This is a genomic window from Pseudomonas arsenicoxydans, assembly GCF_006438915.1.
GTDB lineage: Bacteria > Pseudomonadota > Gammaproteobacteria > Pseudomonadales > Pseudomonadaceae > Aquipseudomonas > Aquipseudomonas arsenicoxydans_A.
Window position 1 is genome coordinate 273978 of record NZ_RCZE01000002.1, and the last position, 12389, is coordinate 286366.

The following is a 12389-nucleotide window of genomic DNA, read 5'->3' on the forward strand; positions in this document are numbered from 1 at the left end:
CGCAGAACGGAGTACCCCAATGACACCTTTTGGCATCGTTTATACCCTGCATGTCCTGTCCGCCCTGGTGTGGGTGGGCGGCATGTTTTTCGCCTGGATGGTCTTGCGCCCCGCTGCCATGAAAGCGCTGGAAGGCCCGGCCCGCTTGAAGCTGTGGGTGGAAGTGTTTCAAGGATTTTTCCGCTGGGTCTGGGTCGCGGTGGTGCTGCTGCCGATCAGCGGGGTCGGCATGATTCATCTGCAACACATCGGGTTCGAGACCGCGCCGCGTTATGTGCAGGTGATGATGGGGTTGTACATAGTGATGACGGCGCTGTTTATCCGGATCCAGGCGTTGATACTGCCGGAGTTGCGCACAGCGGTGACGGCGCAGGATTGGCCGGCGGGTGCTGCGGTGCTCGGGAAGATTCGGCGGTTGGTGGGCATTAATCTGCTGGTGGGTCTGTTGCTGGTAGCGATTGCTGCGGCCCGGCCGATGTTCTGAGTCGTTCACTCCTTGTGGCGAGGGAGCTTGCTCCCGCTCCAGTGCGCAGCACTGGCAAAATCTCGGAAACGCTCACGCACTTGGGGCTGCTTCGCAACCCAGCGGGAGCAAGCCCCCTCGCCACAAAGGGTCCCGGTCGGTTTTATAGACGCTGAATGGTTACAGAACCCGCCGCACCAGTAGGCCCAGGCTGGCCATCCGCACCCGGACGGCCACTTTTGCCGCCATCGGCCTTGTACACCAGACAGCCTTTGGACTGGCCACCCGCCCCCGGTTTGCCACCAGAACCGGCAAGACCTCCGGCACCGCCAGCGACCTGCACCTTGATTTTATCCGCCGGGTAATCGAGCGGCACTTCCAGCTTTACCAGCGCGCCCGCAGCCCCCGGCTGACCATCACTGCCATCGCTGCCATCGGCACCGCGACCGGCCTGACCATACGTACAACCCGGGTCCTGGCCATTGGCGCCGTCAAGACCGAAAAACCCCGGTGCGCCCGCGCCGCCGCGAGCATCTACCAACAATTGCGGTGCGTTCAACGCCTTGATCTGCAAAGTCAGGTTGCGCCCCGAGCGTGCCGCCTTCTGGAAGCTCCCCGGCGCGCCCCGCGCGGTGATCTGGCTGCCTTCCGACAACTCGGCACGGTGCACTTTAAATTCCAGCGGTTGTTCACCCGGCACGATCGCAATTCGCGCCTCACGCCCCAGGTGCAATTCGCCCACCGTCACTTCGGTGACGTTCGAGGGAATCAGCAAAGTGCCGTAATCGGCGACTTCCAGCCGCTCCAATTGCAAGGTGCTGGCCGTGTTGGGCAAGCGCATCAGCGAGTTGGCTTCGACACTGACAACCTGAGCGCAGGCCAATGGACTGATAAATGCGGCGAGCAGACAGAGATTACGCATGGGAAGCCTTCGGTGCGGAGGGAGCTGGAATGGTTTGAAGATGGAAGACGCCGAAAATGGCAATCTGCAGACGGTCACGCCAAGGGTGGGCGCGGCCTTTGAGGCTGCGGTTGCAGAACACCAGTTCCAGCACATGAAATAGTGCCAGCAGGCCCCCGGCCAGTTTGACCAACGGGTGCAGCGGATAAACAAACGGCGTGAGCAGATTGACCAGCACCACCAACCAGAACAGCAGGGTCAATAACTTCCCCAGCCCCCAAAACACCTTCATACGCTCCCCCGTTGATCATTATTCTTTGGGGGCACAGTAACGGCTTCCACGCGGGATGCGCCAGAGGGCAACGGAAAATTCTTCATGAAGACCGCCGAATGGCCATCGACATCACCGGTTTGGTGTGCCGATGGCTCTATTTCGAGGCTTAGCGATTAATGTGCAATTCCACGCGACGATTTTTCGAACGGCCTTCGTCAGTCGAGTTATCGGCGATGGGCTGACTTTCGCCCTTGCCTTCACTGGTGAGTTTGTTCGGGTCCAGACCCTGGTTCATCAGATAAGCCGCCACGCTGGTGGCGCGACGTTCCGACAAAAATTGGTTGTAGGTATCGGAACCGACACTGTCGGTATAGCCGACCACTTTGATACTCACCACATCGGCGCTTTGCAATTTCGGCATCAGCGCATTCAGCTGATTTTGCGCCGCCGGGGTCACGTCGGATTTATTGAACGCGAACAGCACATCGCCCGCATCGTTGAGGGTGATGACTTCCTCGGGTACAGGTTCGGCGGGTTTCACGCTGGCCGGGTATTGCGGCAGCGGACAACCACGGTGATCGACCGGGGTATTGGCCGGGGTATCGGGGCAACGATCACGTCGATCGAAAATGCCGTCGCCATCTTCGTCGCCATCCTGGGCGTAACAGATCAAGCCGCCAGTCAGGATTCCAAGCGCTGCTCCTCCGGCCGCCCAGCCGCCACTTTCGATGGCGCCCAAGCCGCCGCCGACCAGTCCGCCAATGACGCTGCAGATCGGCCAGGTGCGTTGATTGAGGGGGGCAGTGCCATCACTGTGAGTTGCGCAACCGGTCAACAGGCTGCCAAGCAGCAGAACCGGTAGGACGGTCCTTGTGAGAACGCTCATATTGAAAGCTCCTGTGTTACCGGCCCATACCGGTTACACAGGAGTAAAGACCCGCATCCGCGACTACACAAGCCGCGGAGCGGAGGGACTTAGCGCTGGATATGGATTTCCGTACGACGGTTCTGCGCGCGGCCGTCAGCAGTTTTGTTATCGGCGACCGGCTGGCTTTCACCGGCACCGACCACAGACACGAAGCTGCTGCGTGGTACGCCTTGCGCGATGAGGTATTCAACCACCGAGTGAGCGCGTTTATCCGACAGTTTCTGGTTGTAGGCATCGCTGCCCACGCTGTCGGTATGGCCCGTAACGGTCAGTTGAGCGGTAGGCGCTTCCGCCTTCAACTTAGTGGCAATCTTGTCTAGAACCTGCTTGTCGGATGGTGTGAGTGTGGCTTTGTCAAACTGGAAGTGAACATCGCGGATGACGATGGTTTCTTCCTTGACCACTACAGCCTCTTCAACCACCGGTGCAGGTGGAGGGCAACCGTTGGCATCGACTTTCACGCCGTGCGGTGTGCCCGGGCACTTGTCGCGGCTATCCGGTACACCATCACCGTCTTCGTCCCCATCACCGTGAACCCAGCAATAGGCCGCTGCCGTGCCGCCGACGAGCAGCGCACCATAGCCTGCCCATGCGGAGCTCTCGGTCGCGCCGAGACCCGCACCCACGACACCACCGACAGCCGCGCAGGTCGGCCAGTCGGTTTTCTGCAAACCTGCGCAACCAGTCAACACACTGGTGAGCAGAACCAAGGGTAATGCTGTCCGAACTATGCTCATCTAGTTTTCTCCTGATGGATCGGCTTAGAACCGATTCTGGTAGTAAAGACCCGACTATTAAACTCCGCCAGCAATAGGCCATTGCTGTTTCATCTTGTGTACACGTCGGATTGGCGCATTTGCGCTAAACCCGCTCTAGGCCCGGACGTTTGGGCAGGCTAGTCTTGGTGCTCTGATTGAGGATCTTTGATGACTGCAGCTATTTCTTCGCGCACGCCGCAACAGGCGCTGGCCGCTTTGCTCGACCGTTACGCCCCCGCGCAGCTGTTGCTGATCGGTGCCAGTGAGTTCCCCGCCCTCGAAGCATTCAAGCTGGCCCACCCGGATTCGTGTGTGGCCCATGCGGCACCGGGACCGTTGCCGGCACAACTGGCGGCGCGCCGGTTCGATCTGGCGCTGGCGGTCGATTGCCTCGAACATTTGCCCAAGCGCGATGGACTGAACCTGCTCGGCGGGATTCGCAACCTCAACGCCAGCCGCATTGCGGTACTGGCGGACTTGTCGGCGAGCGGCTGGCAGGAGACGGATTTTTTCTCCCTGGCCCTGCAAGCCAGCGAGCGCTTCCAGCGCGATGAACAAGTGTTGACCCTGTTCACCTATGATCTGCTTGACTACAAACAAGTACCCGACTGGCTCAACTCACGCTTTTGGGCCAATCCGGAAAACTTCGGGAAATATTGGTGGTAATGCAATGAGTACATCCATTTGCCCTTGCGGCAGCGGCACCCTGCTCGATGCCTGCTGCGGTCATTACCACGCAGGGCATCCGGCGCCGTGTGCCGAAGCCTTGATGCGTTCGCGCTACAGCGCCTATGTGTTGGGGCTGATCGATTATCTGGTGGCGACCACTCTGCCCGCGCAACAGGCCGGCCTCAATCGCCAATCGATCAGCGACTGGAGCGCGCAGAGCACCTGGCTGGGCCTGGAGGTGGAAAGCTCAGAAGTCTTCGGCGGCCAGCCGGAACACGCCTTCGTGACCTTCACCGCGCGCTGGCACGATGGCAGCGGCGAACACAGCCACCGCGAGCGCTCGTCCTTCGTGCAGAACGCCGGCCACTGGTACTTCATCGACCCGACAGTGCAACTCAAGGCCGGGCGCAATGACGCCTGCCCGTGCGCCAGCGGGCAGAAATTCAAGAAATGTTGCGCGGGATATTTCAACAGTTGAGGTGAGCGACAGGTTCAAGGGAGATACACGACCATGATCACCCGGCGACACGCACTTAATATGCTCAGCCTGCTCCTGTTTCTGGGGCTCGCGGGCTGTGCGTCGTGGTTCGATGACGACGAGCCGGACCCCGAGGTGCATCTGGTCAAGGTCGAAGTGGTGCGGGCAAAACTGTTGGAGCAGAAATTCATCCTGCACTTTCGCATCGACAACCCCAACGACAGCGACTTGACCGTGCGCAGCCTCGAATACCGGATTCATTTGGGTGACATCTTGCTGACCGAAGGTGAGTACGATCACTGGTTTACGGTGAGCCCCAAGCACAGTGCCTACTTTAAGGTGCCGATCCGTACCAACCTGTGGCCCAAGGTCCGCGATCTGGTGAAAATGCTGAAAAAACCCGACCAACCCATCCCCTATCGTCTGGAAGGTGTACTGGAAACCGGTTTATTCATCGCGCATGACGTGCACCTTGCGCGCAATGGCGTGATAATCCCCGCCGATTTAATTCCGGAGCACACCCGATGACCCAGCAACCCCACGTCCATGGCCCTGACTGCAACCACGATCATGACCATCACGAGCATCACGACCACCATGATCACGACCATGGCCATGTTCACGGCCCGAACTGCGGCCACGCTCACCAGGAACCGGTGCGCAACGCCCTGAAAGACGTCGGCCGCAACGACCCTTGCCCGTGCGGCAACGGCAAGAAATTCAAGAAGTGCCACGGCGCTTGATGCTTCGGGCGAAGAACTTCTTTGCCTGTTGAATCGCCTTCGCGAGCAAGTCGAATCGTCGCACCGCCGCTCCCACATTCGATCGCATTCTTCCTGGAAGATCTCGGTTAAATGTGGGAGCGGGCTTGCTCGCGAAGAGGCCGCCAAGGTCACTCTCCAGTCAGAATCTGCGCAGTACTGACGACCGTCGCATACTCCCCGTGCAAATTCCCCAGTGACATCGCATGCACGTCCTCCGCTGAACGCGCATTTCCAAAATAATCCGCCTTGTCGAAGGTAAAGCACGCATCCTCCGCCACCCACGTTTCAAACCCCAGATTCCCGGCCGTTCGTGCCGTGGACTCCACCGAGTTGTTAGTGGCCACACCGACAATCACCAACTGCTCAATCCCCGCCTCACGCAAACTCGCCTCCAGCCCCGTCGCACAAAAGGCATCTGGCACCTGTTTCTGAATCAGCTGCTCGCTGGCCATTGGCTGGAATCGCTCCTGAAATTCCACGCCCGACTGCTGCGGCCAGAACACTGAATCCGGTGAGTGGGATAGGTGTTGCACGTGAATCACCGGATGCCCGGTTCGGCGCCAAAACGCCAACAGATCAAGGATTCGCTCCTCGGCCTGAAGATTATTCCGGCGACCGAGTCGGGGATGCAGAATGCCTTTTTGTTGATCGATGATGATCAGTGCTGCGCGGGACTTGAGCTCCATGCCGGTTTTTTCTCCTGCGGGGTCATTGAATTTCACCCACTTCAGCATCACCTCCAATAACAGGCAAGCCATCGAACGCAAACAGGACGACCTGATGCCCGCGGTTGCTGTCCCACCTGACACCATCCTGATGTGGAGCACTGCATGATCGACCTTTATTACTGGACCACCCCCAACGGCCACAAAATCTCGATATTCCTGGAAGAGGCCGGCCTGCCCTACAACGTTCACCCGATCAACATCAGCCAGAACGAGCAGTTCAAACCCGCGTTCCTGAAAATCTCGCCGAACAACAGAATCCCGGCCATCGTCGATCATGAGCCGGTGGATGGCGGTGAACCGTTGTCGGTGTTCGAGTCGGGGGCGATCTTGCTGTACCTCGCGGAAAAAACCGGTCGGTTCCTGCCCAAGGACCTGCGCGGTCGTCAGTTGGCGCTGCAATGGTTGTTCTGGCAAATGGGCGGTTTGGGGCCGATGGCCGGGCAAAACCATCACTTCAGCCAGTTCGCACCGGAAAAAATCCCCTACGCGATCAAGCGCTACATCGATGAGACCGCGCGCCTGTACGGCGTGCTGGACAAGCAACTGGCGAACAATGAGTTTGTCGCCGGCAGCGAATACAGCATTGCCGACATGGCGATTTACCCGTGGATCGTTTCCCATAAGTGGCAGAGCCAGAATCTGGAAGACTTCCCGAACGTGCTGCGCTGGTTCAACCACATCCAGAATCGCCCTGCGACCGTGAAAGCGTATGCCCTGGTGGCCAAAATCAACCCACCAAAATCCTGAAGACAACGTCTCCTCCTGTGGCGAGGGAGCTTGCTCCCGCTCGACTGCGCAGCAGTCGCAAACCCGGCAACCGCAATTTGACGCTTAAAACGCGGTGACTGGTTTTGGGTCTGCTTCGCAGACCAGCGGGAGCAAGCTCCCTCGCCACAAGGGCCAACATTCCCCCGAAGTTGTGGTTTATCAGACAAATCTTGAAATAACCCCGCCCGCCGCTTGCGCGCCCTCCTCCTGCTCACTAACGTAGCGCCTTTATTGCGCCTTTACCCCCGCAGGAGCTTTGCCATGGCCTCGCCAGCCCTTACACATTTTCTTCCCCGGTTCGGCGTTGCCGCAGCAGTGGCCGGTGTCTTGAGCCTGTCCGGTTGTCAGACCTGGGACGCTCAGGACACCCTCCCGCCGACCTCCGGTGTGCAGCCGCTCAAGGGCTTGGCGCAGAACGTTTCGGTGCGCCGCAATGCCATGGGCATGCCGTTGATCGAAAGCAACAGCTTCCATGACGCGTTGTTCGCCCTGGGTTACGTCCACGCCAGCGACCGCATCACGCAAATGGTTACCCTGCGCCTGCTGGCCGAAGGCCGTCTGGCAGAAATGTCCGGCGCCGACCTGCTGGACGCCGACCGCTACATGCGTGCGGTCAATCTGAAGAAAAGCGCCGGCGAGTTGTACAAAGCCTCTTCGCCGCGCCTCAAACGCTTCTTCGAAGTCTATGCGCGCGGCGTCAACGCCTACTTGTTCCGCTACCGCGACAAGCTGCCAGCGGACCTCGCGGCCACCGGTTACAAGCCTGAATACTGGAAACCGGAAGATTCGGCGCTGATTTTCTGCCTGCTGAACTTCAGCCAGTCGGCCAACCTGCCGGAAGAAATTTCCTCGTTGATGCTGGCCCAGACCGTCACTACCGACAAACTCGCCTGGCTGACGCCGTCCGCGCCCGATGAAAAACTGCCCCAGGGCGAAGCTGACAAACTGCAAGGCATCAAACTCAACGGCGCGATCCCAGGCCTGGCCGAAATCAGCAAAGCCACGGGACAACTGTCCGACCTGAATCTGTTGGGCGCCACCTCATCGAACAACTGGGCGATCGGCCCGCAACGCAGCCGCACTGGCAAAAGCATTCTGGCCAGTGACAGCCATGGCCCGTTGGGCGTGCCGTCGCTGTTCAGCTATGTGCAGATCCGCGCGCCGAAATATCAGGCGGCGGGCGTGACCATTGCCGGTTTGCCGATGGTGCTCGGTGGTTTCAACGGCAAAGTGGCCTGGAGCATGACCACGGTCATGGGCGACAACCAGGACCTGTTCCTGGAAAAAATCAAACGCCGGGGCAACGGCCTCACGTACGAAGTGGCCGGCAAATGGCAGCCCGCCGTCGTGCGCAATGAAACCTACTTCGTCAAAGGCCAGCGGCCGATTCGCGAAGCGGTGTACGAAACCCGTCACGGTCCGCTGCTCAACAGCGCCCAAGGCACCACGCTGGCGAACGGTTTCGGCCTGGCCCTGCAAATGCCCAACTTCACCGACGACAAAACCCTGGACGCGTTTTTCGACCTGTCCCGGGCCCAGACCGTCGAGAAAGCCTCGGACGCCAGCCGCGAAATCCGCGCCATCGCCCTGAATCTGGTGTTCGCCGATGCGAGCAACATTGGCTGGCAAGTCACCGGCCGCTACCCCAACCGTCGCGAAGGCGAAGGCCTGCTGCCGTCGCCGGGCTGGGAAGGTCGCTACGATTGGGACGGTTACGCCGACCCGATGCTGCACCCCTACGACCAGGACCCGGCCCAAGGCTGGCTCGGCACCGCCAACCAGCGCGTCATTCCCCATGGCTACGGCATGCAACTGTCCAATTCCTGGGCAGCGCCGGAGCGTGGCGAACGCCTGGCCGAACTGGCGGGCGCCGGCAAACACGACACGCGCAGCGTGATCGCGATGCAATACGACCAAACCACCACCTTCGCCGCCAAACTGAAGAAAATGTTTGAAGCACCGGGCATGTCCCAGCCGCTCAAGCAGGCGATTGAAGCGCTGCCGGTTGCCGATCGCGGCAAGGCTCAGGAGGCGTATACGCGCCTGATGGCGTTTGACGGCAAACTCAGTTCGACCTCGGCTGACGCAGCGATTTACGAATTGTTCCTGCAGGAAAGCATGAAGCAAATCTTTCTCGACGAGCTGGGTCCGCAAAGCAGCCCGACGTGGAAAGCCTTCGTGGCCAACGGCAAGTTGTCCTACGCGGCGCAGGCCGATCATTTGCTGGCGCGCGAAGACAGCCCGTTCTGGGATGACGCACGCACACCGCAGAAAGAAGACAAACCGGCGATCCTCGCCCGCAGCCTGGCAGCAGCGATCAGTGCCGGCGACAGCCAGTTGGGTGGCGATCACAAAGCCTGGCAGTGGGGCAAACTGCACCGCTACGAATGGAAAAACGCCAATGGCCAGACCGTTCGCGGCCCGATCGCGGCAGGCGGGGACCACACCACGCTGAACACGGCGGCGTTCGCCTGGGGTCAGGACTTCAACACCACACTGGCACCGGCCATGCGCTTCATCGTCGACTTCGGCCAGGCCGAGCCGCTGATGGGCCAGAACGGCACCGGTCAGTCGGGCAACCCTGCCAGCCCGAACTATCTGAACAGCATCGATCCTTGGCTCAAAGGGCAATACATGAGCCTGCCGATGCAGCCACAGAACTTTGACAAGGTGTATGGCAAGACGCAGTTGACCCTGACACCCGGAAAGTAAGGCTCACCACCGAGCAAATGTGGGAGCGGGCTTGCTCGCGAAAGCGATCTGACATTCAGCATCGTCGTTGAATGTCAGATCGCTTTCGCGAGCAAGCCCGCTCCCACATTGGAATGTTTCTTGTCAGTGAAATCTCGATAGAACTTCTGGCTTCACGCCAACCTCATAGCTAACAAGTCCGTCCATTTTGGTAACGACATGGAACTTGTTATCGCGCGTCCTGAAGGTTTGTACTGCCCGGCCGGGGATTTCTACATCGACCCGTGGCGGCCGGTCGAGCGTGCGATCATCACCCACGCTCACAGCGACCATGCCCGTGGCGGCAATCGACATTACCTGGCCGCGTCAGCCGGCGAAGGCATCCTGCGTGCTCGCCTCGGTGCAGACATCAACCTGCAAACCCTGCCTTACGGTCAGCCCCTCCAACATCATGGCGTCACCCTCAGTTTTCACCCCGCCGGCCACGTGCTCGGCTCGGCCCAGGTGCGTCTGGAATACGGGGGTGAGGTCTGGGTCGCTTCGGGGGATTACAAGACGGAAGCCGACGGCACCTGCGAGCCCTTCGAACCAGTGCGGTGCCAAACCTTCATCACCGAATCGACCTTCGGCCTGCCGATCTATCGCTGGCAGCCTCAGGCAGAGGTATTTGCCGAGATCAATCAGTGGTGGCAGGCCAATGCAGCCGCCGACATCGCCAGCGTGCTGTTCTGCTACTCGTTCGGCAAAGCCCAGCGCATTCTCCACGGCATCGACGCCAGCCTCGGCCCCATTCTGGTGCATGGTGCCGTGGAGCCACTCAACCAGGTGTATCGCCAGAGCGGCGTTTATCTGCCGCCCACGATCTATGCCGGCGACGTCAAAAAAAGCGACCCGATGATGCGCAAAGCCCTGATCATCGCCCCGCCGTCAGCGGGCGCCAGCACCTGGATGCGTCGTTTCGGCGAGTACAGCGACGGCTTCGCCAGCGGCTGGATGCGTTTGCGTGGTACCCGCCGCCGGCGCGGAGTCGACCGCGGATTTGTCCTGTCCGACCATGCCGATTGGCCGGGCCTGCTGTGGGCGATTGAACAGACCGGTGCCGAGCGGGTCATGGTGACCCACGGTTCGGTCGGCGTGCTGGTACGCCATCTGCGTGAAAAGGGACTGGATGCGCAGGGTTTCACCACCGAGTACGGGGATGACGAGGAAGAAAACGCCGGAATCGAACCTGAGACAGACAAGGTGCTGGCATGAAAGCATTCGCCGAGCTGTATGCCGAACTCGACGCCACCACGTCGAGTAATGCCAAGCTGGCCGCGATGCAACACTACTTTGCCCAGGCCTCGCCGGAAGATGCGGCGTGGGCGGTGTACTTCTTATCCGGTGGTCGGCCTCGGCAATTGGTGCCGGTGCGCGCTCTGCGAGAGTTGGCGGTGGCGTTTTCCGGCCTCGAGCCCTGGCTTTTTGAAGAGAGTTATCAAGCTGTGGGCGATCTGGCGGAAACCATCTCGCTGGTGTTGCCCGAATCACCCTACCGTTCCACCGACGGGTTGGCAGTATGGATTGAAGACAAGCTGCTGCCACTGCGCGGCGAGTCACCCGAAGTGCTTGCGGAGCGCCTGCCCGAACTCTGGGCGAAACTGGATCGCGCCAGTCTGATGCTGTGCATCAAACTGATCACCGGCAGCTTCCGCGTTGGCGTCTCCAAGTTGCTGGTGACCCGTGCGCTGGCGGCCATGGCCGGGCTCGACAGCAAACGAGTGGCTCAACGCATGGTCGGTTATACCGACCTGACACATCGTCCAAAAGCGGCGAGTTACCTGAAACTGATCGCCGCCGAATCTGCGGGTGAACACGCTGAACGGGGTGGTCAGCCCTATCCTTTTTTTCTGGCTCATGCACTGTCGCAACCGGTCGAGCAATTTGAAGGATTGCTTGGCCCCGCCAGCCAATGGCTGGTGGAATGGAAGTGGGACGGCATCCGCGCCCAATTGGTCAAGCGCGGCGGGCGTTTGTGGATCTGGTCCCGGGGTGAAGAATTGGTCACCGAACGCTTTCCCGAGTTTGATCATCTGGTACACGGCTTACCTGACGGCACCGTGATCGATGGCGAAATCGTCGCCTGGAAAAGCGCCCGCCCCGACACCGAAGATGCCTTCGATCCAGCCTCACCCGCCGCCCCCTCCGTGCAACCGTTTGCCCTGTTGCAGCAGCGCATCGGACGTAAAACCCTCGGCAAGAAAATCCTCGATGAGGTGCCGGTGATCATTCTCGCCTACGACCTGCTGGAGTGGGCCGGCGAGGACTTGCGCACGCAGCCGCAGGCCAGGCGTCGCACTCAATTGGAGCAGGTGATCGCCGCCTGCCACGACCCGGTGTTACTGCTCTCCCCGATGCTGACCGGCGACGACTGGTTCGACCTCGCCCGGCAACGGGAAGCCTCCCGCCGTCTCGGCGTCGAGGGCATGATGCTCAAGGCGCGGGATGCGCTGTACGGCGTCGGCCGGACCAAGGACATGGGCGTGTGGTGGAAGTGGAAAGTCGACCCGTTCAGCGTCGATGCGGTGCTGATCTATGCCCAACGAGGCCACGGACGGCGGGCCAGTCTCTACAGCGATTACACCTTCGCGGTCTGGGATGGCCCGCCCGACGCCAGCGAACGCACGCTGGTGCCGTTCGCCAAGGCTTATTCAGGACTCACCGACGAAGAAATGCGCCAGGTCGACAGCATCGTGCGCAAAACCACGGTGGAGAAATTTGGCCCGGTAAGCAGCGTGAAACCAAGCCTGGTGTTCGAACTGGGTTTCGAAGGGATTGCCCTGTCAAAACGCCACAAGAGCGGGATCGCCGTGCGTTTTCCGCGGATGCTGCGCTGGCGTCAGGACAAGTCAGTCGACGAGGCAGACAACCTCGGCACATTACAAAACTTGCTCGGTTAACCCGATCCCCTTGTAGGAGCCGAGCTTG

14 protein-coding genes are annotated in these 12389 nt (G+C 60.2%); 9 read left to right on the forward strand and 5 right to left on the reverse strand.

What is annotated here, in order from left to right:
- Nucleotides 1-19: 19 nt before the first annotated feature.
- Complete coding sequence (locus EAH78_RS04740) at nt 20-484, forward strand: CopD family protein (protein ID WP_140666225.1); 465 nt, start codon at nt 20-22, stop codon at nt 482-484.
- Between the two features lie 142 nt (nt 485-626).
- On the opposite strand, the gene EAH78_RS04745 is transcribed toward EAH78_RS04740, so the two are convergent.
- From EAH78_RS04745 to EAH78_RS04760, 4 genes are all read right to left on the reverse strand, one after another.
- Nucleotides 627-1385: a collagen-like protein gene (locus tag EAH78_RS04745; RefSeq protein ID WP_140666227.1), complete on the reverse strand. Its 759-nt coding sequence runs from the start codon at nt 1383-1385 to the stop codon at nt 627-629.
- A complete protein-coding gene (locus EAH78_RS04750) occupies nt 1378-1656 on the reverse strand; it encodes a DUF1145 domain-containing protein (RefSeq protein ID WP_140666229.1) in 279 nt (92 codons plus the stop codon). The genes EAH78_RS04745 and EAH78_RS04750 overlap by 8 nt, the downstream gene beginning before the upstream one ends.
- 148 nt (nt 1657-1804) lie before the next feature.
- Nucleotides 1805-2524 carry an OmpA family protein gene (locus tag EAH78_RS04755; RefSeq protein WP_140666231.1) on the reverse strand — a complete coding sequence of 240 codons (720 nt, stop codon included), beginning with the start codon at nt 2522-2524 and terminating at the stop codon, nt 1805-1807.
- Between the two features lie 89 nt (nt 2525-2613).
- A complete protein-coding gene (locus tag EAH78_RS04760; RefSeq protein WP_140666233.1) occupies nt 2614-3303 on the reverse strand; it encodes an OmpA family protein in 690 nt (229 codons plus the stop codon).
- Between the two features lie 189 nt (nt 3304-3492).
- Between EAH78_RS04760 and EAH78_RS04765 the strand changes: the two genes are divergently transcribed.
- Genes EAH78_RS04765 through EAH78_RS04780 form a run of 4 tightly spaced genes read left to right on the forward strand, consistent with a single transcriptional unit; the run spans nt 3493 to nt 5214 of the window.
- Nucleotides 3493-3990, forward strand: a complete 498-nt coding sequence (locus EAH78_RS04765; protein WP_140666235.1) for a DUF6231 family protein — start codon at nt 3493-3495, stop codon at nt 3988-3990.
- A 4-nt stretch (nt 3991-3994) separates the two neighbouring features.
- The gene (locus tag EAH78_RS04770) at nt 3995-4471 is read left to right on the forward strand and encodes a YchJ family protein (protein WP_027925655.1); all 477 of its coding nucleotides are present in this window, start codon (nt 3995-3997) and stop codon (nt 4469-4471) included.
- A gap of 33 nt (nt 4472-4504) precedes the next feature.
- A complete protein-coding gene (locus EAH78_RS04775; RefSeq protein ID WP_140666237.1) occupies nt 4505-4999 on the forward strand; it encodes an LEA type 2 family protein in 495 nt (164 codons plus the stop codon).
- Complete coding sequence (locus EAH78_RS04780) at nt 4996-5214, forward strand: SEC-C metal-binding domain-containing protein (protein ID WP_140666239.1); 219 nt, start codon at nt 4996-4998, stop codon at nt 5212-5214. The genes EAH78_RS04775 and EAH78_RS04780 overlap by 4 nt, the downstream gene beginning before the upstream one ends.
- Before the next feature lie 149 nt (nt 5215-5363).
- On the opposite strand, the gene EAH78_RS04785 is transcribed toward EAH78_RS04780, so the two are convergent.
- Nucleotides 5364-5921, reverse strand: a complete 558-nt coding sequence (locus EAH78_RS04785; protein WP_140666241.1) for a cysteine hydrolase family protein — start codon at nt 5919-5921, stop codon at nt 5364-5366.
- Nucleotides 5922-6065: 144 nt separating this feature from the next.
- Here EAH78_RS04785 and EAH78_RS04790 point away from each other — a divergent pair, with 144 nt between their 5' ends.
- The 4 genes from EAH78_RS04790 (at nt 6066) to EAH78_RS04810 (ending at nt 12361) form a co-directional block, all read left to right on the forward strand.
- Nucleotides 6066-6710, forward strand: coding sequence for a glutathione binding-like protein (locus tag EAH78_RS04790; RefSeq protein WP_140666243.1), 645 nt, complete (start codon nt 6066-6068; stop codon nt 6708-6710).
- Nucleotides 6711-6992: 282 nt separating this feature from the next.
- Complete coding sequence (locus EAH78_RS04800; RefSeq protein WP_140666245.1) at nt 6993-9443, forward strand: penicillin acylase family protein; 2451 nt, start codon at nt 6993-6995, stop codon at nt 9441-9443.
- Nucleotides 9444-9641: 198 nt separating this feature from the next.
- Nucleotides 9642-10676: a ligase-associated DNA damage response exonuclease gene (locus EAH78_RS04805; protein WP_140666248.1), complete on the forward strand. Its 1035-nt coding sequence runs from the start codon at nt 9642-9644 to the stop codon at nt 10674-10676.
- Entirely contained in the window at nt 10673-12361 is a 1689-nt protein-coding gene (locus EAH78_RS04810; protein WP_140666250.1) for an ATP-dependent DNA ligase, read from the forward strand. The genes EAH78_RS04805 and EAH78_RS04810 overlap by 4 nt, the downstream gene beginning before the upstream one ends.
- Nucleotides 12362-12389 lie beyond the last annotated feature (28 nt).

Coding starts and splice junctions, on each gene's coding strand:
- EAH78_RS04740 (WP_140666225.1), top strand. CDS start 20: ATGACACCTTTTGGCATCGTTTATACCCTGCATGTCCTGTCCGCCCTG.
- EAH78_RS04745 (WP_140666227.1), bottom strand. CDS start 1,385: ATGCGTAATCTCTGTCTGCTCGCCGCATTTATCAGTCCATTGGCCTGC.
- EAH78_RS04750 (WP_140666229.1), bottom strand. CDS start 1,656: ATGAAGGTGTTTTGGGGGCTGGGGAAGTTATTGACCCTGCTGTTCTGG.
- EAH78_RS04755 (WP_140666231.1), bottom strand. CDS start 2,524: ATGAGCGTTCTCACAAGGACCGTCCTACCGGTTCTGCTGCTTGGCAGC.
- EAH78_RS04760 (WP_140666233.1), bottom strand. CDS start 3,303: ATGAGCATAGTTCGGACAGCATTACCCTTGGTTCTGCTCACCAGTGTG.
- EAH78_RS04765 (WP_140666235.1), top strand. CDS start 3,493: ATGACTGCAGCTATTTCTTCGCGCACGCCGCAACAGGCGCTGGCCGCT.
- EAH78_RS04770 (WP_027925655.1), top strand. CDS start 3,995: ATGAGTACATCCATTTGCCCTTGCGGCAGCGGCACCCTGCTCGATGCC.
- EAH78_RS04775 (WP_140666237.1), top strand. CDS start 4,505: ATGATCACCCGGCGACACGCACTTAATATGCTCAGCCTGCTCCTGTTT.
- EAH78_RS04780 (WP_140666239.1), top strand. CDS start 4,996: ATGACCCAGCAACCCCACGTCCATGGCCCTGACTGCAACCACGATCAT.
- EAH78_RS04785 (WP_140666241.1), bottom strand. CDS start 5,921: ATGGAGCTCAAGTCCCGCGCAGCACTGATCATCATCGATCAACAAAAA.
- EAH78_RS04790 (WP_140666243.1), top strand. CDS start 6,066: ATGATCGACCTTTATTACTGGACCACCCCCAACGGCCACAAAATCTCG.
- EAH78_RS04800 (WP_140666245.1), top strand. CDS start 6,993: ATGGCCTCGCCAGCCCTTACACATTTTCTTCCCCGGTTCGGCGTTGCC.
- EAH78_RS04805 (WP_140666248.1), top strand. CDS start 9,642: ATGGAACTTGTTATCGCGCGTCCTGAAGGTTTGTACTGCCCGGCCGGG.
- EAH78_RS04810 (WP_140666250.1), top strand. CDS start 10,673: ATGAAAGCATTCGCCGAGCTGTATGCCGAACTCGACGCCACCACGTCG.